We start from the raw sequence: 25,059 nt of genomic DNA, 5'->3' as shown, positions 1-25,059 counted from the left end.
TCGATCCACTGAAGGGGACGGGGCCCGGCACGCGACAGCGACACGGCGTGGGGGCGCCAGATCCCACCCGTGCGGCCCAACAAGGGCATGACCCAGCGTGACCGGGCGCGGCGGGGGCATCGGCGTCCGCCCCGAGGCACGATCGGCGACGCGGCTCACGCCCCGGCGCATTTCAGCGCGTACGAGCCGGGAATCCCGGCAGATCTCTTCACAAGCCGGGATGTGACGCGCGACACTCGCAGGCGCGTGAACGTTGCCGCCGCACCCCTGAAGTGAGGGCAAGTCATGGCTCTGCACGATGATCTGACGGCTGTTCAGCGATGCGTCGACGATCTGGTCCGCACCGTCGGCAAGCTGGAGCAGCAGGTCAGCGAGAGTGCCCAGGGCGGTCTGGCCGGGCTCGATGTCCGCCGCGTCCGCACCGACGCCGACCATCTGCGCGAGAGCGTCGCGCTGCTGCGCGCCGCGATCCCCGCGCCGGGCGCCGTCCCGGGGAAGCGACCTGACCTGGTCACCATTCCCGATACGCCCTACGACAGCTCTCTGTGGACGGACTCGGACGACGAGGGCCTGGGCGCGCACGACCGGCACGCGCCCTGAGGACGGCCGTCGCTGTTGAGCTGAGAACAGCCGACCCGAGAACGGCCGATCCGAGAACAGCCGACCCGAGGACAGACCCGAGGACAAAGGAGTGGAGCCTCGTTGGCCACTGGCACGGAACCCCATCTGAAGAGCGGCCAGGAACCGGGCGGCGTGCGAGCGGCGACGCGCGCCGCCATCAGCGCTGCCCATCTCCGGACCGACCGCTGGTGGCTCGCGCCCGCCGCCACCGCCGCCGGACTGTTCGCCTTCATCGTCTACTCGACGTGGCGGGCCTTCGGGAACGCGGACTACTACCAGGCGCCCTACGTCTCACCGTTCTACTCACCGTGCCTCGCCGACAACTGCGAGCCGATGCGGTCGGGACCCAACTGGGAGATCTTCGGCAGCTGGTGGGGCCTGTCCCCCGCGCTGCTCATCCTGATCTTCCCGCTCGGCTTCCGGCTGACCTGCTACTACTACCGCAAGGCCTACTACCGCGGTTTCTGGGCCTCACCGCCGGCCTGCGCGGTCGCGGAGCCCCACAAGAAGTACTCGGGTGAGACCCGCTTCCCGCTGATCCTGCAGAACATCCACCGCTACTTCTTCTACGCGGCGGTGCCGGTGGCGGGCATCCTCACGTACGACACCGTGCTCTCGTTCCGTGACGAGCACTACGAGTGGGGCCACATGGGCCTCGGGACGCTCGTCTTCCTGGTCAACATCGTGCTGATCTGGGCGTACACACTCTCCTGCCACTCCTGCCGGCACATCGTCGGCGGCAAGCTCAAGCACTTCTCCAAGCACCCTGTGCGCTACCGCATGTGGCAGTGGGTCGGAAAACTGAACGCACGCCACATGCTGCTCGCCTGGGCCTCCTTGGTGAGCGTGGCGCTCGCCGACTTCTACGTGTATCTGATCGCGTCCGGCGTCTTCGACGATCCGAGGTTGTTCTGATGTCTCAAGTGGAGCGGCAGCAGTGGGACGTTGTCGTGGTGGGAGCCGGAGGTGCGGGCCTGCGGGCGGCGATCGAGGCGCGTGAGCGAGGCGCGCGTACCGCCGTGATCTGCAAGTCCCTGTTCGGCAAGGCCCATACGGTGATGGCCGAAGGCGGCATCGCGGCCTCCATGGGCAATGTGAACTCCGGCGACAACTGGCAGGTCCACTTCCGCGACACCCTGCGCGGCGGCAAGTTCCTCAACCAGTGGCGCATGGCCGAGCTGCACGCGCGCGAAGCGCCTGATCGCGTGTGGGAGTTGGAGACCTGGGGCGCACTGTTCGACCGTACGGCGGACGGCCGGATCTCCCAGCGCAACTTCGGAGGGCACGAGTATCCGCGTCTTGCCCATGTCGGCGACCGGACGGGCCTCGAACTGATCCGCACGCTCCAGCAGAAGATCGTCTCCCTCCAGCAGGAGGACGAGCGCGAATTCGGTGACTACGAAGCGCGGTTGAAGGTCTTCCAGGAGTGCACGGTCACACGGGTGCTCAAGGAGGGCGAGCGCGTCAGTGGCACCTTCTGCTACGACCGCGAGTCGGGCCGCTTCTTCGTCCTCGATGCCCCGAGCGTGGTCCTCGCGACGGGCGGCATCGGCAAGTCCTTCAAGGTGACGTCGAATTCGTGGGAGTACACGGGCGACGGCCACGCGCTCGCGCTGCTCGCCGGTGCGCCGCTGCTCAACATGGAGTTCGTGCAGTTCCACCCGACGGGGATGGTCTGGCCGCCTTCGGTGAAGGGGATCCTGGTCACCGAGTCGGTGCGCGGCGACGGCGGGGTACTGCGCAACTCCGAAGGCAAGCGGTTCATGTTCGACTACGTACCCGACGTCTTCAAGGAGAAGTACGCCCAGTCGGAGGAGGAGGGCGACCGCTGGTACGAGGACCCGGACCACAACCGGCGGCCTCCGGAGCTCCTGCCACGCGACGAAGTGGCGCGCGCCATCAACTCCGAGGTGAAGGCGGGCCGTGGCTCTCCGCACGGCGGTGTCTTCCTCGACGTGTCGACGCGCATGCCCGCCGAGGTCATCCGGCGTCGGCTCCCGTCCATGTACCACCAGTTCAAGGAGCTGGCGGACGTCGACATCACGGCCGAGGCGATGGAGGTCGGGCCGACCTGTCACTACGTGATGGGCGGTATCGCGGTCGAGTCGGACACGGCGGCGGCGCGGCGCGTGCCCGGTCTGTTCGCGGCGGGCGAGGTCGCGGGCGGCATGCACGGCTCCAACCGGCTCGGCGGCAACTCCCTGTCCGACCTGCTCGTCTTCGGGCGGCGCGCGGGACTGCACGCCGCGCGGTACGCCTCCGGGCTCACCGGTGAAGGCCTGCGGCCCCTGGTCGACGAGGTCCAGGTGGACACGGCGGCGGCCGAGGCGCTGCGGCCGTTCAGCGCCGAGGGCCCCGAGGACGGGGCGACGCCGGAGAACCCGTACACCCTCCACCAGGAACTCCAGCAGACGATGAACGACCTGGTCGGCATCATCCGCCGCGAGGCCGAGATGGAGCAGGCCCTGGAGAAACTGGCGGAACTGCGCGTGCGGGCACGGAGGGCCGGCGTCGAGGGCCACCGCCAGTTCAACCCCGGCTGGCACCTCGCGCTCGACCTGCGCAACATGCTCCTTGTCAGCGAGTGCGTGGCGCGGGCCGCCCTGGAGCGCACGGAGAGCCGAGGCGGGCACACCCGCGAGGACCATCCGGCGATGAACCGCGAATGGCGCCGCGCGAATCTGCTCTGCCAACTCACCGACCCATCAGGTGGATTGGCGGCCACGGATCCCGTGCACGGCCAGATCGATCTGGTGCGCGTCACCACCGAGCCCATCCGTCCCGACCTGCTTGCTCTCTTCGAGAAGGAAGAGCTGGTCAAGTACCTCGCCGAAGAGGAGCTCTACGAGTGAGTACGTCTACGCCGAGTCCTTCGAGTACGTCGAGTACGTCGTACGACGCGCGGTTCCGGGTCTGGCGCGGGGACGTCAAAGGCGGCGGACTTGAGGACTTCAAGGTCGAGGTCAACGAAGGCGAGGTCGTCCTCGACATCATCCACCGCCTACAGGCGACCCAGGCCCCTGACCTGGCGGTGCGCTGGAACTGCAAGGCGGGCAAGTGCGGTTCGTGCTCGGCGGAGATCAACGGCCGGCCGCGGCTGCTGTGCATGACGCGCATGTCGGTGTTCGACCGCGAGGACGTCATCACGGTGACGCCGCTGCGGGCCTTCCCCATCGTGCGGGACCTGGTGACGGACGTCGGCTTCAACTACACGAAGGCTCGGGAGGTTCCGGCCTTCGTGCCTCCGGAGGGCGTGGGCCCCGGCGAGTACCGCATGATGCAGGAGGACGTGGACCGCTCCCAGGAGTTCCGCAAGTGCATCGAGTGCTTCCTGTGCCAGGACACGTGCCATGTGGTGCGCGACCACGAGGAGAACAAGGCGGCGTTCGCGGGACCGCGCTTCCTCATGCGGATCGCGGAACTGGACATGCATCCGCTGGACGCGGCGGCGGAAAGCGGCCTCGACCGGAAGCAGACCGCGCAGGACGAGCACGGCCTCGGCTACTGCAACATCACGAAGTGCTGCACGGAGGTGTGCCCCGAGGGCATCAAAATCACGGACAACGCGCTGATTCCCTTGAAGGAGCGGGCGGTTGACCGGAAGTACGATCCGCTGGTCTGGCTGGGGAACAAGATTCGGCGGCGGGGGGAGTAGTTCCGGAGGCTCGTGGGGGCCTGTGGGGGTAATCCCCCATCCCAAAGACTCGTGATTTCCCCCATGGTCAGGGGCTCGGGACGAGATCAGCATTGAGGCATGAATTCTTCTGCGGCTGTTTCTCACTCGGCCACTCACTCGCCTCTGACCCGGCGCTCGGCGCTGGGGCTCGCGGCGGCGGGCCTGGCGGCGGCGCTGCTGACCGTCCCGGCGCCTGCCGCGCAGGCCCGCGCCACGGGCACAGAGGCGAGGCTCCCCGCGCCGACGGGACCGCACCGGATCGGCATGGTGTCGACGCGTCTCGTGGACGATTCGCGGCATGACCCGTGGGTGAAGTCCGTGCCGTACCGAGAACTGATGATCAGCGTCTGGTATCCGGCCGCACGCACGTCGGGCAAGACGGGATCCCGCCTCGCGCCCTATATGACACCGGGCGCGGCAGAGCGCTGGAACGCGACGGCACCCCACGGCATCCCCAAGGACGCGATCGACTTCGCGGGGATACGGACGCACGCGCGGGAGGGAGCTCCGGCCGACACGAGCGGCGGGCGGCGCCCGGTGCTGGTGTACGCGGCGGGAGCCAACGACCCCCGCACCTGGGGCACTTCAGCGGTGGAGGAGTTGGCGAGCCGTGGCTATGTGGTGGTGACGATCGACCACACCTATGAGGCGCCGGGCGTGGAGTTCCCCGACGGCTCGGTCAAGGACGACGCCCCGCTGCGCGAGGCGCTCGTGGAGGCGCAGCAGGACGACTCGATGCCGGCGCTGCTGAAGAAGGTCCTGGACATCCGGGTGGCCGACTCCAAGTTCGTCCTGGACCGCCTCGGCTCGCTGCCGAACGGCCTCTCCAAGGTGGTGGACCAGAAGCGGGTGGGGATGTTCGGCCAGTCCGCGGGCGGGATCGCCGCCGCCGAGACGATGTACGAGGACAAGCGGGTCAAGGCAGGCATCAACATCGACGGCACCCTGGAGTACAACCCCGAACCGAACGGCACGAACCTCATGCCGGTGGCCCAGCATGGCCTGACCCGCCCGTTCCTCCTCATGGGCAGGCAGGACAGCGACCGCGTGACGGAACCGTCATGGCGCGCGTTCTGGTCCCACACCAAGGGCTGGAAGCGGAACGTGACCCTGACCGGCTCGAAGCACCAGGCATACACGGACCTCGCGGCACTGCTCCCCCAGGCGGGGGTGGACCGGAAGGTCATCGAGGAACACATAGGTACGGTCACCCCTTCCCGCGCGATCACAGCGGAACGCGTCTACGTGACGTCGTTCTTCGACCGCTGGCTGCGGGGCCGGGACGACCAGCTGCTCGACGGACCTTCGGCGAAGTACCCGGAGGTCGAGTTCGCCGGCTGAGGGGACCGAGCGGAGGTTGGGCCCCGTCACCCAGCCCCGCTCGCGTCCCCCACAAGACGGTCATACGCTCCCAAATGTGACGCCGCCCTCGCCCATAGCCGTGCGGGCGACAGCCACAGCTGCCGCACTGCTCACGTGGTGCCTGCTGTTCCTGTCCGCCCCCGTGGCCCTCGCCCCTGTGGCCCTCGCCGCCCCGGACGATGACCCGGTCACGCTCTCCCGTGACGGCCAGATCACCGACAAGGTGGGCGCGCTCGGCGACCGCAAGGACGCCGCCGAACGGGCACTCGATCAGCTCTACGACGACCGGGGGCTCCAGCTCTTCGTCGTCTACGTACGTGATTTCTCCGGGCGCGGAGCGCAGGACTGGGCGGACACGACCGCCGAGCGCAACGGGCTCGGCCTGGACGACGCGCTGCTCGCTGTCGCCACGCACGACCGCCAGTACGCGTACTCCGTGGACGTCGATTCCCGGCTCACCAAGGCTCAGCTCCAGGACGTCGCGACCACCGCGATCAAGCCCGCCCTGCGCCGGAACGACTGGGCCGGCGCGGCCATCGGCGCCGCGAACGGCTACCGCGCCGTCCTCGCGGGCGACCCCGTACCCACCCCGGCGCTCACCACGGGCGACCCCGACCCGGGCGGCAGCGGCGGCGACAGCGGTGACGAGACAGCCGCCGGGGACCTGGTGCTGCCCGTCGTGGTGCTGGGCGGCGCGGGCGCACTCGCGGCGGTCGCGTACAGCCGCCGCAAACGGCGCACCAACACGCGTACGACTCCTGGAGGCGGTGGCGGAGGTGGCGGAGGCGGCGGCTGGGGCAAAGGGGCAGCCGGTGGGCAGCCGGCCTCGCTCCCCGAGCTCGACAAGCGGAGCAAGCAGCTCCTGGTGGAGACCGATGACGCGATCCGCACCAGCGCCGAGGAACTCGGCTTCGCCACCGCCCAGTTCGGCGAGGAGGCGGTGCGGCCCTTCACGGACGCGCTCACGTACGCGCGCTCCGAGCTGACCGCGGCCTTCAAGGTGCGCCAGCGCCTTGACGACGCCTATCCGGAGGACGACGCGACCAGGCGGAGCATGCTGGACGAGATCGTCGAACGCTGCACGGACGCAGGCCGCCGCCTCGACGCGGAGGCCGCGGGCTTCGATCAGCTGCGCGCACTCGAACGCGACGCGGCGCAGGCCCTGGAGCACGCCGAAACGGCGTTCCGGCAGGTCACTGGGCGCGCCACCACCGCGGGGAGCACCCTCGCCGCGATCCGCGGGCAGTACGCGCCGTCCGCGTACGCACCCGTCGTAGGCCACGTGGAGCAGGCCAAGGACCGTCTGCTCTTCGCGACGACGCATCTGAACGAGGCCCGGCAGTCCATCGACAAGGGCGACAACGGCAAGGCGGCCGTCCATCTGCGTGCCGCCGAAGGGGCCGTCGACCAGGCGGGCACCTTCGTGGACGCCGTCGACCGCCTGGCCGGTGAGCTCGCGCTCGCCGCGGAGAAGCTCCCCGCCGCGCTCACCGAGACGGAGACCGACCTCGCCGAGGCCCGCGGCCTCATCGAAGGCACCGCGGCGGGAGCCTCCACGGCCGACCTGCACGGCCGCATCGCCCGCGCGGAGGCGGTGGCCACCGAGGTCCGCAAGGCGATGGCGGCGGGCCCCTACGACCCGATCGACGCCCTGCGCCGGGTCGAGGAAGCCGACACGGTCCTCGACGCGTCCCTCAAGGGCGCCCGTGAGCGCGAGGTCACCAACCAGCGTGCCGTCGCCCTCCTGGGCCAGGCCCTGCTCACCGCGCGCAGCGCCGTAGGAGCGGCGGCGGACTTCATCGGCACGCACCGGGCAGCGGTCGGCAGCGAGGCGAGGACCCGCCTGGCGGAGGCCCAGCGTCACCTCTCGGAGGCGGAGGCCGCTCAGGAGACCGATGCCGCCACGGCGCTCTCCCAGGCCCAGCAGGGCGACGCCCAGGCCCGGCAGGCGCGGCAGCTCGCCGAACTCGACGTACGGGGATACGGCAATCCCTACGGAGGCGGCGGCGGTGGCGGCGGACGCGGCGGCGGCATGGGCGGCGCGGTCCTCGGCGGCATCATCCTCGGCGAGCTCGTCGGAGGCGTGGGCCGCGGGGCGGGCGGCGGAGGCGGCGGCTTCGGAGGGGGCGGTTTCGGCGGAGGCAGCCCCGGAAGCTTCGGCGGCGGGGGGACCCGGGGCCGGATGGGCGGGGGCGGCCGATTCTGAGGATGCGCAGCAGGGTTCCGCCCCGCGATGCGGCAGCCATGACCGCGGCCCCCACAACCACCGCAGCCATCACGCAACCCCGCAACCACCACGCGACCACCAATCGAGAGACCACGACGGAGAGAACCGACTCCGCGAAAGCGGCGCCGACTCAGGCGCAAGAAGGGTGCCGGACATGGCCAAGCAGACGATCCTCGGCCGGGTGGCCCAGCTCGCCAAGGCCAACATCAACTCCCTCCTCGACCAGGCCGAGGACCCGCAGAAGATGCTCGACCAGCTGATCCGCGACTACACGAGCAACATCCGGGAGGCCGAGGAGGCGGTGTCGACCACCATCGGCAATCTGCGGATGCTGGAACTCGACCACAAGGAGGACCGGGAAGCGGCCGACGAGTGGGGCTCCAAGGCGATCGCCGCCAGCAAGAAGGCGGACGAGTTGAGGTCCGGCGGAAGCGCCGAGGAGGCCGACAAGTTCGACGGCCTGGCCAAGGTCGCGCTGCAACGGCAGCTGCGGTCCGAGCGGGAGGCCAAGGACGCGGAGCCGACCATCGCCGCCCAGACCGAGGTCGTCGACAAGCTGAAGTCAGGGCTCGACCAGATGAAGGTCAAGCTGACCGAGCTCCGGTCGAAGCGCGACCAACTGGTGGCCCGCGCCAAGACCGCGCAGGCCCAGAACCAGATGATGGACGCCGCCCAGAACATCGACGTCCTTGACCCCACCAGCGAGTTGAACCGCTTCGAGGACAAGGTGCGCCGCGAGGAGGCCAGGGCGCTCGGCAAGCAGGAGCTCGCCGCGTCCTCGCTCGACGCCCAGTTCGAGGAGCTGGACAACCTGGGCGACACGGCCGAGGTCGAGGCCCGCCTCGCCGCCCTGAAGGCCACGACATAGGGAGCCACGCCACGAGAGGGACGGAACAGCCCTCAGAACAGGCTGAGCAGCGCCTCCGCCGCGTCCATCGGCTGCACCCCGCTGTCCGGCAGCGGCATCTCGAACCACACCGTCTTGCCGCGCGGAGTCCTGCGCGAGCCCCACGCGGCGCTCAGGAGCCCGACCAGCTGCAGCCCCCGGCCGCCCTCGTCCGTGTCACGCGCCCGGCGGCGGCGCGGCTGGACGAGGCCCGCGTCCCACACCTCGCACACCAGGGTGCGGTCGAGGAGGAGCCGCAGCCGGATCTCGCCCTCGCCGTACCGCAGGGCGTTGGTGACGAGCTCGCTGACCAGCAGTTCGGTCGTGTCGCAGAGGGGTTCCAGGTCCCAGGAGCGCAGTTGTTCGCAGGCGAGTTCACGCGCCCGGCCCACCGACTTCGGGTCGCGCTCCAGCGTCCAGTCGCCGACGGCATCGGCGGGCAGTCCCTGGACGCGTGCCATGAGGAGCGCGATGTCGTCCTCTCCGTGGTGGGTGTCGAGGGTGTTCAGGACGTGGTCGCAGACGTCCTCAAGGGCGGGCGCCGGGTCGTTCAGGGCGCGTACGAAGGCGTTCAGGCCCTCGTCGAGCGGGTGGTCGCGGGATTCGACGAGCCCATCGGTGTAGAGCGCGAGCAGCGCGCCGTCGGGGAGTTCGACCTCGACCTCTTCGAAGGGCTCGCCGCCGACGCCCAGCGGCATGCCGGGCGGCACGTCGAGCATCAGCGGCGATTCGTCGGGCTCGACGAGCACGGGCGGCAGATGACCGGCGTTGGCGAACGTGACGCGGCGCGTGACGGCGTCGTAGACCGCGTACACGCAGGTGGCGAGGTAGACCTCGCAAAGGTCCGTCTCGCTCTCGGAACGCTTCTGACGGGCCGCTCTCGTGGCCTGCTGGGTGCCTGAGGGGTCGCCGAGGCCGCGGGCGATCTCGTCGAGCGCGGAGAGGACCTCGGCGGGTTCCAGGTCCAGGAGCGCCAAGGTGCGTACGGCGGTGCGCAGTTCGCCCATGGCGACGGCGGCGCGCAGGCCGCGTCCCATGACGTCGCCGACGACCAGGGCGGTGCGGTGGCCCGGCAGTTCGATGACGTCGAACCAGTCGCCGCCGACTTCGGTGGCCGCGTTGCCGGGGAGGTAGCGGCAGGCGATGTCCAGGCCGGACGCCTCGGGGTCGTCGGGCGGCAGCAAGGAGCGCTGCAGGATCAGTGCGCGCTCGTGTTCGCGGCGGTAGAGGCGGGCGTTGTCGATACAGACCGCGGCGCGCGCGGCGAGTTCGACGGCGAGGGCGCGATCGCGCTCTCCGAAGGGCTCGCTTCCCTTCGTGCGGGAGAACTGGGCGAGGCCGACGACGGTGTCGTGGGCGACCATCGGCACGGCGAGCGTCGACTGGACGAGCCCGCCGGTGAGCCTGCTCGCGGAGCCCTCGTCGGCCGCGGAGACGAGCCGTGGCCGGGCGGTGCGCAGGGCGTCGGCGCAGGGCGTGGTGAAGCCGAAGCGGTGTACGGCGCCGACGTCTATGGGGGTGCCGCCCTCCGGGAAGGGCGCGTCGGCGACGGCGCTCGCGAAGGCCACGCGGCGCAGCTCGGCGCTCCCGTCGGCGAGCCCGGGAGGGGTCTCGTCGCCGTCGAGCAGCCCTTGGTAGAGGTCTACGGAGGCGAGGTCGCAGAAGCCGGGGACGGTGACGTCGAGCAGCTCACGCGCGGTCGTCTCCAGGTCGAGGGAGTTGCCTATGCGGGCGCCCGCTTCGTTGAGGAGGGCGAGGTTGCGCCGGGCGTGGGCGGCTTCGCGGGCGGCGGCGTGACGGCGGGTGACGTCGGTGCCGAGCCCCGCGATGCCTATGGGGCGGCCCGAACCGCTGTGTACGCGATAGAGGTTGATCGACCAGTGGCGGCGGTCGTTGCTGCCGGGGGCGGGGCCCACGATCTGCATGTCGGTGACGGAGTCGCCGGTCTCCAGGACCCGCTTGAGCGCGGCGGCCATGCGGTCGGCCTCGTGCCGGGGCAGATAGTCGTGGACGGTGCGGCCGCGGTGGTCCTCGACGCCGCCTCCGAAGACCGCGGCGAAGCGGCGATTGGCGCGCTGCACCTTGAGGTCCGTGCCGAACAGGAGGAAACCGAAGGGAGATTGGCCGAAAATGGCCTGCGAGGCGGCGAGATCGGTCTCGATCTGACGGAGCGCCCGTACGTCGACGACGATGCAGACGGCGGCCTGTTCGCCGGCCTCGGTCCGGGTCGGCATCACGTAGACCTCGGCGATGCCCTCGGAGCCCTCGAAGGACTCCGAGCCGGGCCCCTCGGGCCTTCCGGGCGCCCGGAAGGGGACGGACCCGGTCCACTCCCTGCCGTCCAGGATCTCCGCCATCTTGCGGTGCCCGCTGCTGCGCAGCTCGGACGGGACGAAGGCCTCGATCGGATCCCTGCCCACGGCGTCATCGGCGTGCACCCCGAACAGCCGCTCGGCGCGCAGGCTCCACTGGTCGATCAGCCCGTCGGGGCCGATCGAGAAGGAGGCCACCTTGATGTAGTCGTAGATCGAACCGGGTGGACTGCTCTGCCACATCACGTCATCCGCAGCTTCGCCCCTAGCGTCACCCGACGGACCGCCTCGCTCCGTCGCCTTCGCTGGTATCTCGCTCACGCGAACCGTCCCCTCCAGCTCACCACGTCCGGCACCGGTCACCGGATGCGGCTGCCCGCAGTATCCAGCACTACGGCGCCACGCCACACGGCGTTCACGATCACAGCACGGACTCATCTCTTTTTGGCCCGTGACCGTCTTGTGTCTGTCCTACGCTGCCAGTCTTCTAACCCGGCAGCACCAGCTCGAACCACACCGTCTTCCCCGTCTTGCCCGTCCTGCCCTGTCGTGTCCCCCAGCGCCGCGACGAGCGGGCGACCAACTGGATGCCTCTGCCCCCCTCGTCATCAGGCGCGGCGTCGCGTTGCAGGGGCGGGTCGGGAAGCGGATCGGAGACCTCCACGAGGAGCGCGTCCGCGGGTCCGGCAGGCCGTACGAGACGTACGCCGATGGGGCCCGAGGCATGCCGCAGCGAGTTGGTCACCAACTCGCTCACGAGGAGGACGGTGATGTCGCCGAGGGCGCCGAGCCCCCAGGCGCCCAGCTGCTTGCGGACGACCGCGCGGGCGGTGCGCACGGCGCCCGGGTCGGCGGGAAAATCCCACTCGGCGCAGTCGCCTTCAATGTCGATCACGCCGATCACTTCCAGACCAGCAACAGCGGACCCTTGTCCGGTTTCATGGGGTTAATGGGCACATACCCGATATCCCGGCGGAACTACCGCTTACCAGGGCGCACTGTGGCACGAACGGCGTAGGCGAGGCTCAAGTGCCGGACGACGTCACCTCGCGCGCTCCCCCGCCCAGCGGCATCCGACCAGCAGCTAGTGAGAGGCGATCGCGGCGGCTAGTGGCACGCGACCGCGGCGGCGACAGCGGGCACGTCCGCGTCCAGCCACTCCACCGACCAGACCTCGTCCGGCGCGAGCCACCGCAGTTCGTCATGGTCCTCCAGGGGTTCCGGTTCACCCGTCAGGAGTTTCGCCGTCCACACCCACAGGACGTAGCCCGGCTTGAGCGGCCACTGGCCCGGCACCCTCGCGACCGGCTCGGCACTCACGCCCAGCTCTTCGCGCAACTCACGTACGAGGGCTTCTTCGGGGTGCTCGCCCGGCTCGACCTTCCCGCCGGGCAGTTCCCAGCGGCCCGCGAGCTCGGGGGGTGCGCTGCGCCGCGCGGCCAGCAGGCGCCCGTCGTCGTACAGGGCGGCGCCCACCACGATCCGTTCCGTCATGCGGCGGAGCCTATGCGCTCAGCGCGGGCTGCCGTTCTGGCTCAGCTTCTCGACCCAGTACAGCTGCTTGTGCCCGTGCTCGTCGAGGCTGTCCGCGATCTTCTCGGCCTCGGCCTTCGTCGCGTACCTGCCCACCCTGTAGCGGTTGCCGTTGTCGTCCTGACGTATGACGAGCCAGGGAAGTACGACCGTTCCGTCATTCATCGCGCCCCTCCGCTCGCCGCCCCCGGCGCGCGCCACGCCTCGATCAGTAAGGAAACCGCAATCCGCATATGCCCGAGCCTACGCCCGACCTTCACTCAGCGGATACGCGTTTGCACAAAGAGGTACGCAATCGGCCAGCGCCCAGGGGGCGCATCCCGTCGGATGCGCCCCCTGGTGACAGCGGTTCGGCTGGTGCGGCCCATGGACGGCCGCCGCGCGCCCGCGTCAGCCGGTGCGCACCGTCGGCATCGGCATGAGCACCGGCTCACTCGACGGCGACGTACGGCAGACATCGCCGCATCCCGCGTCCAGCGAGCAGCACAGGGAGCAGATCGGACCCGCCTGGACGGGGCAGTCCGCGATGTCGGGGAGTTCGTACGCCGTCTCGCAGACGCCGCACGCGTGCGTGGCCGTCACGTCGGGCACGTGGACGTGCGGCCCGTTCACCGGGTTCGGGCGCGCCAGGTAGTACTTGCCCTTCGTCGCCCAGGCGATCAACGGGCACAGGACGAGGGCGAGTCCGGCCGCGATGAACGTCGAGAAGGCTTCCGCGTACTCTCCGAAGAGGCCGAAGAAGGCCAGGATCGACACCACCGAGGCGATCACCATCGAGCCGAAGCCCGCGGGGTTCACCGCGTACAAATAGGCCCTCTTGAACTCGATGTACGGCGGGCTCCAGCCCATCTTCTTGTTGATGACGAGGTCGGCGGCGACCGCCACGATCCACGCGATGCCCACGTTCGAGTAGAAGCCGAGCAGCTTGTTCAGGGCCGCGAACATGTTCATCTCCATCAGCGTCAGCGCGATGCCGAGGTTGAGGAAGATGTACCAGACCCGGCCCGGGTGCTTGTGCGTGATGCGGGAGAAGAAGTTCGACCAGGACAGCGAACCGCTGTAGGCGTTGGTCACGTTGATCTTGATCTGGGAGACGATCACGAAGAGGGCCGCAGCGGGCAGCGCGAAGGAGCCGAGCCACGGCTTCAGGGCCTCGATCTGGGGCGCGATCGGCTCCAGGGCGTGCGTCTTGCCGACGGCCTCCAGGGACACGAAGGCCAGGAGCGCGCCGCCCAGCTGCTTGGCCGCGCCGATGATGACCCAGCCGGGGCCCGCCGCGAGAACGGCCAGATTCCAACGCCGCCTGTTCCGGTCGGTCTTGGCGGGCATGAAGCGCAGGTAGTCCGCCTGTTCGCCTATCTGGGCGATGAGCGAGAGCGCGACTCCCGTACCGAGCCCGAAGGAGATCCAGGAGAAGCCGCTGCCGGCGCCCTCGGTGCCCCCGAAGGACGCGAAGGCGCCCCAGGCGTCCGGCGCCTCGAAAGCGAGCACCACGAAGGGCAGCACCATGCCGATGAGCCAGATCGGCTGCGTCCAGGCCTGCACCTTGGCCAGGGCGCCCATGCCGCGGAAGACGATCGGGATCACGATCAGCGTCGTGAGCAAGTAGCCGATCTCCACCGGGAGTCCGACGGCCTGGTGCATGGCCTGGGCCATGATCGAGCCTTCGAGCGCGAAGAAGATGAAGGTGAACGACGCGTAGATGAGGGACGTCAGCGTCGAGCCGAAGTAGCCGAAGCCGGCACCCCGGGTCACCAGGTCCATGTCAAGGCCGTACTTGGCGCAGGCCCGTGCGATCGGGATGCCGGTCACGAAGATGATCGTGGCCGCACAGAGGATCGAGGCGAGTCCGCTGGTGAAGCCGTAGGTGAAGACGATGGACGCGCCGATCGCGAAGTCCGCGAGGTAGGCGATGCCGCCGAGCGCGGTCGACGCCACCATCGTCGGCGACCAGCGCCGGAAGGAGTGCGGCGCGTAGCGCAGCGAGTAGTCCTCACGGCTCTCGTCGGCGGCCATCTTGGCGTAACTGCGCTTCGGTGGTGGTCCTGCGGCGGCGCTGGTGTCGCGGGTGGCCGTATCCGTCATGAGGGTTCCTGTCGTCCGACCGGATTGCGGGTACGGGCGATGAAGTTAGGAGCCGTGCATGACAATTTGTTGCAGGGCGCGATTGCCCGGGTGTTACGGAAGTTGACCGCGCGTTAACTCGCGATCACGGCGGTCGGACGACCCCGTCCGGATTCCGGGCGTACGCCGAAGCACCGGGTCGCTTCAGCGGCGGCATGCGCTCCCGGCCACTTCACAGGCGGGCGGTTCACGGCTCCGGCCACCGCCCCCGGCAGACGCCCCTGGCGGGCGGTTCACGACCCCGATCACTTCACCGGCAGGTGGTATGCGATCCGGTAGCGGTCCGCGGGCACCACGACGTCCGCCGTCTCCACCGGCCTGCCCGACGCGTAGTACGTCCGCTGCACGACGATCACCACATGCCCCGGGACGCCGCCGAGCGACATGAGCTCCTCCGCAAGCCCCGGGCGCGCGCCGACCTCCTCCGCGACGTTGTCCACGACCACGTCGATGGCCGCCATCCGCTCGACCACCCCGCAGCCGCCGAGCGGGCCCTCTTCCGGCAGCATCACCGGGGTGCGGCCGGTGACCGAGAGGGGCTCCCAGGAAGTCGAGAGCATCATCACCTCGCCCGCGTCGCGGTAGACGTACTTCGTGCACATGACACGATCCCCCGCGCGGATGCCGAGCCGCTCGGCGATCGCGCCGCTCGCCTCCACCTGTTCGCTGCGGGACTCCCAGGTGCCGCGCGCGCCGTCCTCCGCCTGCTCCTGACGGAAGGGCGTCGAGCCCCCGGAGGCGCGATAGCCGGTGCGGGCGACCCGGCGGGGCACCGGTCGCTCGCGCACATACGTGCCGGACCCGGACCGCCCTTCGACCAGGCCTTCGGCCATCAGGACCTTGCGGGCCTCCAGGGCGACCGTGTCCGACACCCCGTACTCCTCGCGGATCCTGGCCTGCGAAGGGAGGCGGGTGTGCGGCGGCAGCGAACCGTCGACGATCTTCTTGCGGAGATCACCCGCGACACGCAGATACGCCGGCTGTTCACCGAAAGTCACTGGCCACTCCCATCAGGTTGACAGACAGCAACAGCCTGGCAACCGTGGGTTGTTGGCCGCAAGCCAAGGCCAAGGAATCACCCGAAGTGATGATTTCTGGGGGCGCGGGTCTTTACGCAGGGCCTTTCCGCAGCTATAGAGATCAAATTCCCTCGGCGGAACCCGAGGGCGCCCTCCGGGGAGGGGACGCCGGTCAAGCGTTCTCGCCCCGGATCGCGAGGAAGCGGGAGATCGCCGCCCGCGCGATCTGACTCCCCCAGCCGCCCCAGTTCACGTCGAAGCAGTGGTCCGCCCAGGGAAGTTCGACATACGTCGCCGGCGCCCCCGCCGCGTCCAGGCGCCGCGCCAGCTCCCGCGCCTGCGCCACCGGCACCGCCCGGTCCGCGCTGCCGTGCAGCAGCAGCGTGGGCGGCACATCGGTCCGTACGAGCCTGGCGGGCGAGCCAAGGCGGTACCGGGCGGGGACGGCCTTCGCCGAACCGCCCATCAGACGCGGGATCATGGGGTCGCCGCGCAGCGCGGTCCCGGCGATGAGGCGCCGCATGTCGGTCGGCCCGTAGAGGGAGATCACCCCGGCGACCGAACTGTCACGCACCGCACAGGACTCCGGAACGCGCTCATCACCCTCCGTGTAGGCGGCCGCGAGGGCGAGATTGCCGCCCGCCGAACTCCCCGCGAGGACAAGGCGGCCGGGATCGATGCCGTACACGCGCGCGTGCCGCCGCACCCAGCCGACGGCACACTTCACGTCGCCGATCTGTTCGAGCTGGGTCACATGGGGCGCGAGCCGGTAGTCGATGTCGAAGACCGACCAGCCGCGTTCGTTGAACCAGCGGTTCCACTCGGGGCTCTGGCCTCGATGCCCCTTGTTCCAGCCCCCGCCGTGCACCCAGACCACGGCAGGGTGCCGCTCCCCGTCCCGCTTCGGCAGCGTCCAGAGGTCCAGCTTGCCGCGCCGCTCACCGATGCGGGCGTAGCGGCGCGTGCGCTCCCCGTCGGGGGCCTTGGCGTAGTTGACGCCTTCGAAGTAGTCGGTCGGGACCAGGGGTTGCCCGTAGTCCTCGGCGGCGCGGTAGGCGGCGGCGTACGGCATGACGCCGTACACGAGCGCGATGAACGCGGTGAGGGCGGCGAATCCGGCGCACCAGGGGTGCCGCCGCCCCGCGAACGCCCCGGCCACCAGGCCGATGACCGCGGGGGGCACGAGCAGGAGCCCCCAGGAGGTGACCGCCGCCGCGACGAGCACCAGGAGGGGGATGCGGGGGAGCGGGGCGGCGACGAGCACGGCAAGGGCGGCGTTGAGGAGGGCGACGGCGACGAGGAGACCGCGGGAGAGGTGCGCGACGCACGAAACCCTGGGCCCGTTCCCGGCGTTGCGGCTGCCCCTTCGCGGAGTGTCCGGCGTCGCGGTCCCGGGGGTGGGCGGGGCCGCGACGGTCGGGGTCATGACGGACGTCACGCCGAAGAACTATCACAGAAGCGGACAAAAAGCCCTTAGGGTGAGTGATTCCGCCGCAGGCCGGGCCCCCTCCCTGCGGCCTAGAACTGCAGCCCCCAGGAGTCGATCTTCCCCACGTCCTGCGCCGCGTTGTCACTCACCCGCAGCTTCCACGTCCCGTTGGCCGTCTCGGACGACGCGTTCACCGTGTATGTGGTGTTGATGTCGTCCGAACTGCCGCCGGTGCCGTACCCCTTCAGCGTGTACGCGGTGCCGTCGGGCGCGATCAGCTGCACCTGAAGGTCGCCTACGTAGGTGTGCTTGATGGCGACCGGCACGCTCAGGGCGGCGGGCGCGGAGCCCGCGACACCGCTCACGGTGACCGGCGATTCGACGGTGGCGTTGTCGCTGATCGCGTAGTCGGTCGTGTTTTCAAACTTAGGGCCCGGAGGGTTCGTCGAGCCGGGGCCCGCGTTCAGGAGACGGTTCGGTGAGCCCGTTCCAGGGCTGGTGACGACACCCGTGGAGGCCGCGCCGACCAGGGCCGCCGACACCAGTGCGGGGGTCGCCGTGCGGTTGTCGGCGAGGTAGAGCGCCGCGGCGCCGGCGGTGTGCGGGGACGGTCCTCCTCAATAGGTGGTGCGCAGGTGGGGGATGGTGCTCGTGGTGCCCACACGTACGAGGGTCAAGCGGCAGGGACATGCCAAGAAAACACGCAATCAGACACCCAATCAGGCACGCCCTCTTGCCCTCGTCGGGACGAAAGATTGGCGGACCCATAGGAATCACACAAGGGTCAGGTTCGGACGTAACACGACCGCCACGCACCCGCCATGACACGGCGGTCCCAACTGCCCCAACTAGCCTGCGCACATGACAGCGCTGCCGGATTGTTTCTGCCCCGCCGACGGAACCCGTGTCCCCGCCGGCACCCTCGCCTGGTGCTGCCCCGTCTGCCGCGGCCCCCTGGACCTGGACTTCTCCCCCAACCCCGCATCGCTGAAATCCCTTGCCGGAAGGGTCAATTCACTGTGGCGGTACGCGGAGTCACTGCCGCTGCCCGTCCCGGATTTCTCGCTCGGCGAGGGGCGCACACCGCTCGTACCGCTGGATGGCGGGATCTCGGCCAAGCTCGACTTCCTGATGCCGACGCTCTCCTTCAAGGACCGCGGCGCGGTCGTGCTCGCCGCGCTCGCACAGCGGCTCGCCCCCGAGCGGGTGATCGCCGACAGCAGCGGCAACGCGGGCACGGCGATCGCCGCGTACTGCGCGCGGGCCGGACTCCCCTGCACGGTGTACGTCCCGGAGGGCACGTCACCCAAGAAGCTGGAGCAGATCGCGGCGCACGGAGCGCGGCTCGAAGTCGTCCCGGGCGATCGCGAGCAGACGGCACGGGAGGCCCGCAAGATCGCGGACGAGCCCGGCGTGTTCTACGCCTCGCACGTGCACAACCCGTACTTCCTCCAGGGCACCAAGACCTACGTCCACGAGCTGTGGGAGGAGCTGGGCGGCCGGCTGCCGGACGTACTCGTCGTACCCGTGGGCAACGGCACGCTGCTGCTCGGGGCGGCCCTCGCGGTACGGGAGCTGCACGCGGCCGGGCTGATCGCGAAGGCTCCCGCGCTGTACGCCGTGCAGGCCGCGGCGGTCTCCCCGCTGGCCGAGGCATGGCGCACGGGCGCCGACGAGCCCCTTGGCACCACCCCGATGGCGCCCACCCTCGCCGAGGGCATCGCCATCCCGCGGCCACCTCGCGCCCGCCAGATCCTCCGGGCGGTACGAGGGTCCGGCGGGGCCTTCCTGACGGTGACGGAGGACCAGATCCGCCACGCCCAGCTCGACCTGGCCGGACGGGGTCTGTACGTCGAGGCGACCGGGGTCGCGTGCTGGGCGGCCGTGCGGCAAGGAGCCCTCGGCGAGCGCACCGCGGTCGTTCCGCTGTGCGGGGCGGGTTTGAAATCAGGACTGGCCGAAGCCTGAACTATTCGCCAGGATAAGCGAGTTGGCGGTCATCCACAGATGGTCACAGGTCGGTGCTGCTCATGGCCGGAGGCCTGCCCTGCGCCGAGGTGTGGCCGTACTCTTGTCGGCACTGCTGGGTGGCGATCGGGAGGTCACGGGGGTGGAAGGGCGCAGCCCTGCGAGGGTTCGCAATGAATTGGTCGCCGACATCGTCGACGTACTGCAGGAATCGACCACAGTGCGACAGGAGAACAGCGCCGATATCTGGGTGCGCATGCTGAGCGATGAACTGGCCGCGCCCGTGGAACCTCTGCGGAACGCGGCGTTACGCCCCTGGCTGCTCGGTCTGGTGGAGCGGTGCGCGGAGGTGCCCGACGGGCTGCCGTGTCTTGTGCGCTGCCTGAGGTATCTGGAGCAGCAGTCTTCCGCCATTCTGTCGCTGCTGCGATTGGTGGACGAATGGGAGGCGGTGGACTTCTTCGACGGCGCCGACCTGCGCCCCTTGCAGCCGGTCCTGCGGGACATGCGCTCATCCGCCGAACTCGCCGCACTGGCGCGGCGGGCCAGCCGCTCACGTACACAGGAGTTGCCCGCGTGGTGCGACACGGGATGGGCAGTCTTCCTACGACTGGCCGGCGGCAACTCCGCCGCGAAGGAACTCCCTGTGAGCATGGCGTTCCTGGCCCTGGCCGCCGATCGGCTCGTGGAGGACGGACTGATGGAGGCAGCGGAGGACCTGCGTCGCTGGAACCGCGGACAGGCCAGGGCCTGGGGCCTTGAGGACACGATGACCGACTGGCAGCGCAGCGGCATCACCCAGCAGGCCCCGCCGCCGATGGTGCCCGCGTATCTGATGATCCAGTTCGAGCCGGACGGGGTGGATCCGAACCGCTATTTCCTCTCCCACTGGCGGCAGTCGGACGCGGACGGATGGCATCCGGTGCCGGGCGAGACCTTGCATCTGCACCGCGACGACCTGCCGGCCGAGGTCGAGACCCTCATCGAACAGACCGAGGAGCGGTGGGCGGATCTGAGGCAACCCGTCGTCCTGGAATTCATCCTCCCGTGGGAATTGCTGGGAGAGCCCGTGGAGTGGTGGCACAAGGAGTCCTCCTCCCCGTCGCCCACTCCTCTGGTGATGGACTACGCGGTCCTCGTCCGAAGTTTCGAGCGCCTGCGCAAGGCCGCCTGGCACCGTCCCTGGCACAAGAAGTGGCGTCAGCTCAAGGAGCAACCCGCCGACAGCCATTCGTACTTCAACCCTCCCGGCCAGTCGGACTTCCACCTGGAGCGGGAGCTGAAGGAGGACGACCAGGCGGTCTGTCTGGTGCTGAGCCAGCCGCCGGGCACCGACTCCGAGGCCGGCCACCAGGAGTTCATGGCCGGGCTGCGCGCGGGGGTGCCCGCGATGATCTGGCACCGGGGCGACTGCGGTGATCCCGCCTTCAAGGAAGCGGTCGCCGAGATGGTCCAGGACAGGGGCCTCGCCAGCCTGGTGACGCGCGCCGGAAATTGGCGCAAGGAAGCACTGGCGCTGGGCCCCGAGGGCTGGGACAACCACGTGGGACGCCATCTGGCGATCCTGCTCGACGATCCGGAACGCAGACCCGGGCCGCCCGGCCCCGACCGTGCGCCGGTGACGACTTGAACGGGCCCGCCGGCCACATGTCCGTGAACCTCCCGCGTACGGCGAGAGGGGGTGCCGCACCGTGAACGCCCCGGCCTCCGCTGCCGCGTGCACACCGCTCCCGGCAGGGCGCACGGCGCATCTCGCCGGAAGCGCGAGCACCCCGGCGACAGGCGCGACTCCTACCATGAGTTGCGTGCGCCCCGGCCCATGCCGCCGTACACCCTTGCTTGCACGGCGGGCGCACTGCCACGCTTCGCGTGTGGACGTCACGCACGCCCGTGCTCTGCGGGACTCCGCACAACTGTCAGCGTCACCCCGACGCCTTGAGGGCGCATATGCATGATGACGGAGGACAGCGGCAGGCACCGGCTACGCGGGCACGTCGTGAGGCCGCGTCTGTTCTCGGCAGGCTCGGACATGCGAGGCCAGGCCAGTCGGGAAGACAGGAGCGCGCCGAAGCGGTCCTCGTCATCGACAGCCACGTCACGATGAAGGTCTGGGACCAGGCGGTCGACGACCTGGTCGACGAGCTGATCCGCGAAGGGGACTTCGCGCGGGTACGCCCGGTGCGCCTGCGCGGAACGGACGAGACCGACCCCGCCCGCCTCGCCCCCGAGGAATCGCTGGGCAGCCCCGGGGACAAGCGCCGCGTCATCCTCGTACTGACCGACGGCCTCGCCGCCGGATGGCGCTCGGGCGCCGTCATGCCCCTGCTGCGCGCCTGGGGGCGCACCTGCCCGGTCGCCGTGGTGCACGTGCTGCCGCAGCACCTGTGGTTCCGCACGGGCCTGGACGTCTGCCGGGTGCGGCTGCGCGCCGATCACGCCTGGGCGGCCAACGGCGAACTCGACTGGGAGCTGCGCGAGGCACCGGTGGCCGCGCGCGACCCCGACGAGCCCGACACCGAGGGGGACGCGGTCCTCGTGCCGGTCCTCGCGCTGACCAACCGCTGGGCCGAGGCATGGACCCAGCTGGTCATGGGCCCGGAGCGGCACTGGCTGGAGATGTCCGCCATCCGGGCGCGGGAGTGGAAGCGCCGCCCTGACGCGGCACGCGCCCTGCCCTGGACGGACGACGTCCCCGATCCGCTCAGCACGGTGCCCGCCGCGGACCGCGTATCGGACTTCCGTGCGGGTGCGTCCCCCACGGCCTTCACCCTGGCGACGCGTTTATCGGCCGTCCCCCTGAGCCTTCCCCTGATCCGCAAAGTCCTTGAGACCACTCCGGGAGCGGGCCCGGTGCACGCCTCGGAGTTACTGATGAGCGGCCTCGTCCGCCCCAGCGGGGCGCAAGGCGAGGAACTGACGGATGTGGTGTTCTCCTTCGCCCCCGACATCCGCGAAGAACTCCTCGCACTGGGCCGTCGCAGCGACACCGCCCGCATCCTGCACGACGTACGCACGTTAATGGCCGGGGACACACATGCGGCCGCGTCGCTGCTTCCCTCCCCCGCAGAACCCCTGGACACCTTGGCCATGCCTCGGGTGAACAGCCGCAATATCGGTTTCCTCCGTGTGGAATTAGCCGCACTGAGGGCACTCTCCGGACGTTTCATGCAGCGCGCCGCCCTGCTGGCGGGGGTACTTGGCTGGCACGATCGTCGCTACGCAGTAAGCCTGGAGAAAAGCGGTGCCACCCCTGTCTCTCGGCCCGATCCTGAAGGAGCATCGGTGATGTCGACTACGCCCCAGCAAACGGTGGAGGGGGACCGCACATCACAGCCGCGCGTCTGGGGAAACCTACCGCCTCGCAACCCGAATTTCACCGGCCGAATGGAATTGCTCGACCTCCTCGGCGAGCGACTGAGGGAAGGCACGACCACCGTCCTGCCGGAAGCCATTCACGGAATGGGCGGAGTGGGAAAGACCCAGCTGGCCATCGAGTACGCCTATCGCCATCAGTCCGAGTACGACATCGTCTGGTGGATTCCGTCGGAGCGGCCAGGCCAGATCGGCCAGGCCCTGGTGGAACTCGCCGGGCGACTCGGCCTTGAGACGAGCACCGAGGCCAATATCGCAGGACCCGCGGTGCGTGAGGCGCTGCGCGAGGGCCGCCCCTTCTCGCGCTGGCTGCTCATTTTCGACAATGCCGATAACCCCGAACAGGTACGCCATTACTTCCCCACCGGAGGCAACGGCACGATCCTGGTCACCTCCCGCAACCGGCGGTGGGGCCTTGTCGGCGGCTCACTCGAAGTGGACGTCTTCACGCGCGAGGAGAGCAAGGAACTCCTGCGGCACTCCGGGCCGCCCCTCCAGGACGATGAGGCCGACCAGCTGGCCGAGGCCCTGGGGGACCTGCCCCTGGCCCTTGAGCAGGCAGCGGCGTGGCGCGCGGAGACGGGCATGCCGGCCTCCGAGTACCTCCGCCTCTTCGAGGACAAGCGCACCGAACTCCTCGAGGTCTCCCCGCCCCCGGACTACCAACTGCCGGTCGCCGCAGCCTGGAACGTCTCCCTGGACCACCTGGAGCAGCGCAGCCCCTCGGCCCTGCGGCTGCTGCAGCTCTGCTCGTATTTCGCCCCGGACCCGATTTCGCGGTCCATTTTCTCAGGGCTCGGAAACAGCAGCATTTTCCCCGAGCTCGACGCGACACTGAATGACCCGATGCGCCTTGCGCGAGCCATAAGGGAGGTGAACCGCTACTCACTCGCACGCATCGACCACCGTACGAACTCCATCGAAATGCACCGCCTTGTTCAGCTCGTCCTGAACAACCGCATGAATGCTGAGGAGCAGTCCCGCATGCGCCATGGCGCCCATACGCTGCTGGCCGCGGCCGACCCGAAATCGCCGAACAACGCGGCCAGTTGGCAGCGCTATGCGGAGCTTTACGGTCACGTCATCGCCTCTGACGCCATCAAGTCCGACCAGCCTTGGGTGCGTCAACTCGTGATGAACATCGCGAAATACCTCTACTACTGGGGCGACCACGAAGTCTCGCTGGACTTCTCCGAACAGGCCTGGGAAACCTGGCTGACCATTTTCGGCGAGGAGGACCAGCAGACCGTCCTGATGGGGCAGTGGCTGTGCATCATGTACCGCGTGGTCGGCCGTTACGACGACGCCGCCACGCTCGTGGACCAGCTCAAGGACATCTACGAACGCACCGCCCCCGCCGATCGTGAGGACACCAGGGAAGACGCCCTGGACGCGATCCAGCTCGAAGCCGCCGTACGCCGTGTCGAAGGGCACTTCGCCGTCGGGGCCGAGTTGGACGAGACCGCGTTCGAGCGAGCCCGCAGGGCGTTCGGCGAGGACGATCCGACGACGCTGAACATCGCCCACAACCTCGGCGTGAGCCTGCGCCTGACCGGAGAGTTCCGCAGGGCGCTCGAACTCGACCGGAACACCCTCGGGTTGAAGATGCGTCTCTTCGGCCGGGACGACCAGCGGACCCTGGTCACGGAGAACTCGGTCGCCATCGACGTACGAGAGACGGGGGATTACGTCGGCGCCCGCGCCCTCCAGGAAGCGGTGCTCGGCGCCTTCCGTGACGTCTTCGGCCGCGCCAACCCCTCCACCATCGGTGTGATGCGCCAGCTCAGCGAGTCGTATCGCAAGGAGGGCGACCACACGCGCTCCCTGGAACTGGCCACCGAGGCCTACGCCCAGTTCACCCGGCGCTATGGCGACACCCACCCCCAGTCGCTCTCCACCGCGCTGACCCTGTCGGTGGCGCTGCGGCAGAACGGCGATCTGCAGGCGGCCCGCACCCGTGGCATCAAGGCCTCCCAGGGCTACCGCAACATCTTCGACCCGCACCATCCGCACGTCCTGTCGGCCGACATCAACCTCGCGGTCACGCTGCGGCTGCTCGGCCAGCCCGACGAGGCACGGCGGCTGAACGAGGCGTCCCTCTCCTCACTCGCCGAACGGCTCGGCCCGGGCCACCCGATCTCCCTGGCCTGCGCCATCAACCTCGCGAGCGACCTGGCCGCGCTCGCCCTCCACCAGGAGGCGCGAGGCCGTGGCGAGACGACTCTGGCCCTCTGCCGGTCGACCTTCGGGCCCGACCACCCCACCACGCTGGCGTGCGCGAGCAACCTGTCGATGGACCTCATCGCGGTAGGGGAGGAAGCCGCGGGCAACGCGCTGCGGGCGGACACCCTGGAGCGCATGGAGCGCGTCCTTGACGCACCCCGGATCCGCGACGCCGCCGGCCCGCACCCGGCAACCCTCCAAGCCAAGGAGGGACTGCGGTCCAACTGCGACATCGACCCGGTGTCGCTGTAACGCGAGGGGGAGGGCCGGCCCCGGGACACACCCCGGGTCCGGCCCTCCCCGACGT

At 69.7% G+C, this 25,059-nt stretch carries 17 protein-coding genes and 1 pseudogene; 10 read left to right on the top strand and 8 right to left on the bottom strand.

What is annotated here, in order from left to right:
- The first annotated feature begins 285 nt into the window (after positions 1-285).
- The 7 genes from ACGFX9_RS15335 to ACGFX9_RS15305 all read left to right on the top strand — a co-directional run bounded on the left by ACGFX9_RS15335 (position 286) and on the right by ACGFX9_RS15305 (position 8,754).
- Positions 286-600, top strand: coding sequence for a hypothetical protein (locus ACGFX9_RS15335; RefSeq protein WP_393470845.1), 315 nt, complete (start codon positions 286-288; stop codon positions 598-600).
- A 102-nt stretch (positions 601-702) separates the two neighbouring features.
- Positions 703-1,536 carry a hypothetical protein gene (locus ACGFX9_RS15330; protein WP_393470842.1) on the top strand — a complete coding sequence of 278 codons (834 nt, stop codon included), beginning with the start codon at positions 703-705 and terminating at the stop codon, positions 1,534-1,536.
- Positions 1,536-3,473 carry a fumarate reductase/succinate dehydrogenase flavoprotein subunit gene (locus tag ACGFX9_RS15325; RefSeq protein ID WP_393470839.1) on the top strand — a complete coding sequence of 646 codons (1,938 nt, stop codon included), beginning with the start codon at positions 1,536-1,538 and terminating at the stop codon, positions 3,471-3,473. The genes ACGFX9_RS15330 and ACGFX9_RS15325 overlap by 1 nt, the downstream gene beginning before the upstream one ends.
- Entirely contained in the window at positions 3,470-4,276 is an 807-nt protein-coding gene (locus ACGFX9_RS15320) for a succinate dehydrogenase/fumarate reductase iron-sulfur subunit (RefSeq protein ID WP_393470836.1), read from the top strand. Before ACGFX9_RS15325 ends, ACGFX9_RS15320 begins: the two co-directional genes overlap by 4 nt.
- 99 nt (positions 4,277-4,375) lie before the next feature.
- Positions 4,376-5,638, top strand: a complete 1,263-nt coding sequence (locus tag ACGFX9_RS15315; RefSeq protein ID WP_393470834.1) for a hydrolase — start codon at positions 4,376-4,378, stop codon at positions 5,636-5,638.
- A gap of 76 nt (positions 5,639-5,714) precedes the next feature.
- Complete coding sequence (locus tag ACGFX9_RS15310; protein WP_393470831.1) at positions 5,715-7,865, top strand: TPM domain-containing protein; 2,151 nt, start codon at positions 5,715-5,717, stop codon at positions 7,863-7,865.
- Between the two features lie 175 nt (positions 7,866-8,040).
- Positions 8,041-8,754 carry a PspA/IM30 family protein gene (locus ACGFX9_RS15305; protein WP_393470829.1) on the top strand — a complete coding sequence of 238 codons (714 nt, stop codon included), beginning with the start codon at positions 8,041-8,043 and terminating at the stop codon, positions 8,752-8,754.
- A 32-nt stretch (positions 8,755-8,786) separates the two neighbouring features.
- Here the strand turns inward: ACGFX9_RS15305 and ACGFX9_RS15300 are convergent, their stop codons facing one another.
- The 8 genes and pseudogenes from ACGFX9_RS15300 to ACGFX9_RS15265 all read right to left on the bottom strand — a co-directional run.
- Entirely contained in the window at positions 8,787-11,405 is a 2,619-nt protein-coding gene (locus ACGFX9_RS15300; protein WP_393470826.1) for a SpoIIE family protein phosphatase, read from the bottom strand.
- Between the two features lie 166 nt (positions 11,406-11,571).
- Positions 11,572-11,988: an ATP-binding protein gene (locus ACGFX9_RS15295; protein ID WP_393470824.1), complete on the bottom strand. Its 417-nt coding sequence runs from the start codon at positions 11,986-11,988 to the stop codon at positions 11,572-11,574.
- 203 nt (positions 11,989-12,191) lie between these two features.
- Positions 12,192-12,578: a (deoxy)nucleoside triphosphate pyrophosphohydrolase gene (locus ACGFX9_RS15290; RefSeq protein WP_393470821.1), complete on the bottom strand. Its 387-nt coding sequence runs from the start codon at positions 12,576-12,578 to the stop codon at positions 12,192-12,194.
- A gap of 18 nt (positions 12,579-12,596) precedes the next feature.
- Positions 12,597-12,782: an SPOR domain-containing protein gene (locus ACGFX9_RS15285; RefSeq protein ID WP_393470818.1), complete on the bottom strand. Its 186-nt coding sequence runs from the start codon at positions 12,780-12,782 to the stop codon at positions 12,597-12,599.
- 225 nt (positions 12,783-13,007) lie between these two features.
- Positions 13,008-14,702 (bottom strand): purine-cytosine permease family protein, encoded by a 1,695-nt coding sequence (locus ACGFX9_RS15280; RefSeq protein ID WP_393470815.1) that lies wholly within the window; start codon positions 14,700-14,702, stop codon positions 13,008-13,010.
- A 284-nt stretch (positions 14,703-14,986) separates the two neighbouring features.
- Positions 14,987-15,739, bottom strand: coding sequence for a GntR family transcriptional regulator (locus ACGFX9_RS15275; RefSeq protein ID WP_393470812.1), 753 nt, complete (start codon positions 15,737-15,739; stop codon positions 14,987-14,989).
- 193 nt (positions 15,740-15,932) lie between these two features.
- On the bottom strand, positions 15,933-17,198 hold the full coding sequence (locus ACGFX9_RS15270) for an alpha/beta hydrolase fold domain-containing protein (RefSeq protein ID WP_393470809.1): 1,266 nt from the start codon (positions 17,196-17,198) through the stop codon (positions 15,933-15,935).
- 80 nt (positions 17,199-17,278) lie between these two features.
- Positions 17,279-17,797, bottom strand: a pseudogene (locus ACGFX9_RS15265) (proprotein convertase P-domain-containing protein); the annotation flags it as partial.
- A 253-nt stretch (positions 17,798-18,050) separates the two neighbouring features.
- Between ACGFX9_RS15265 and ACGFX9_RS15260 the strand changes: the two are divergent.
- The 3 genes from ACGFX9_RS15260 to fxsT all read left to right on the top strand — a co-directional run bounded on the left by ACGFX9_RS15260 (position 18,051) and on the right by fxsT (position 25,004).
- On the top strand, positions 18,051-19,157 hold the full coding sequence (locus ACGFX9_RS15260) for a threonine synthase (RefSeq protein WP_393470806.1): 1,107 nt from the start codon (positions 18,051-18,053) through the stop codon (positions 19,155-19,157).
- A gap of 178 nt (positions 19,158-19,335) precedes the next feature.
- Complete coding sequence (locus tag ACGFX9_RS15255; RefSeq protein WP_393470803.1) at positions 19,336-20,787, top strand: hypothetical protein; 1,452 nt, start codon at positions 19,336-19,338, stop codon at positions 20,785-20,787.
- Positions 20,788-21,104: 317 nt separating this feature from the next.
- On the top strand, positions 21,105-25,004 hold the full coding sequence (gene fxsT, locus ACGFX9_RS15250) for an FxSxx-COOH system tetratricopeptide repeat protein (protein ID WP_393470800.1): 3,900 nt from the start codon (positions 21,105-21,107) through the stop codon (positions 25,002-25,004).
- Positions 25,005-25,059: the final 55 nt, after the last annotated feature.

It is taken from the genome of Streptomyces sp. NPDC048436, assembly GCF_043200355.1.
Classification (GTDB): Bacteria; Actinomycetota; Actinomycetes; order Streptomycetales; family Streptomycetaceae; genus Streptomyces.
Note: the sequence above shows the minus strand (reverse complement) of the source record. Positions and strands in the feature narration are given on the sequence as shown.

What these genes read in the sequence shown, in the direction of transcription:
- ACGFX9_RS15335 (WP_393470845.1), top strand. Translation starts at nt 286, where the DNA reads ATGGCTCTGCACGATGATCTGACGGCTGTTCAGCGATGCGTCGACGAT.
- ACGFX9_RS15325 (WP_393470839.1), top strand. Translation starts at nt 1,536, where the DNA reads ATGTCTCAAGTGGAGCGGCAGCAGTGGGACGTTGTCGTGGTGGGAGCC.
- ACGFX9_RS15315 (WP_393470834.1), top strand. Translation starts at nt 4,376, where the DNA reads ATGAATTCTTCTGCGGCTGTTTCTCACTCGGCCACTCACTCGCCTCTG.
- ACGFX9_RS15305 (WP_393470829.1), top strand. Translation starts at nt 8,041, where the DNA reads ATGGCCAAGCAGACGATCCTCGGCCGGGTGGCCCAGCTCGCCAAGGCC.
- ACGFX9_RS15290 (WP_393470821.1), bottom strand. Translation starts at nt 12,578, where the DNA reads ATGACGGAACGGATCGTGGTGGGCGCCGCCCTGTACGACGACGGGCGC.
- ACGFX9_RS15285 (WP_393470818.1), bottom strand. Translation starts at nt 12,782, where the DNA reads ATGAATGACGGAACGGTCGTACTTCCCTGGCTCGTCATACGTCAGGAC.
- ACGFX9_RS15280 (WP_393470815.1), bottom strand. Translation starts at nt 14,702, where the DNA reads ATGACGGATACGGCCACCCGCGACACCAGCGCCGCCGCAGGACCACCA.
- ACGFX9_RS15260 (WP_393470806.1), top strand. Translation starts at nt 18,051, where the DNA reads ATGACAGCGCTGCCGGATTGTTTCTGCCCCGCCGACGGAACCCGTGTC.
- fxsT (WP_393470800.1), top strand. Translation starts at nt 21,105, where the DNA reads ATGCATGATGACGGAGGACAGCGGCAGGCACCGGCTACGCGGGCACGT.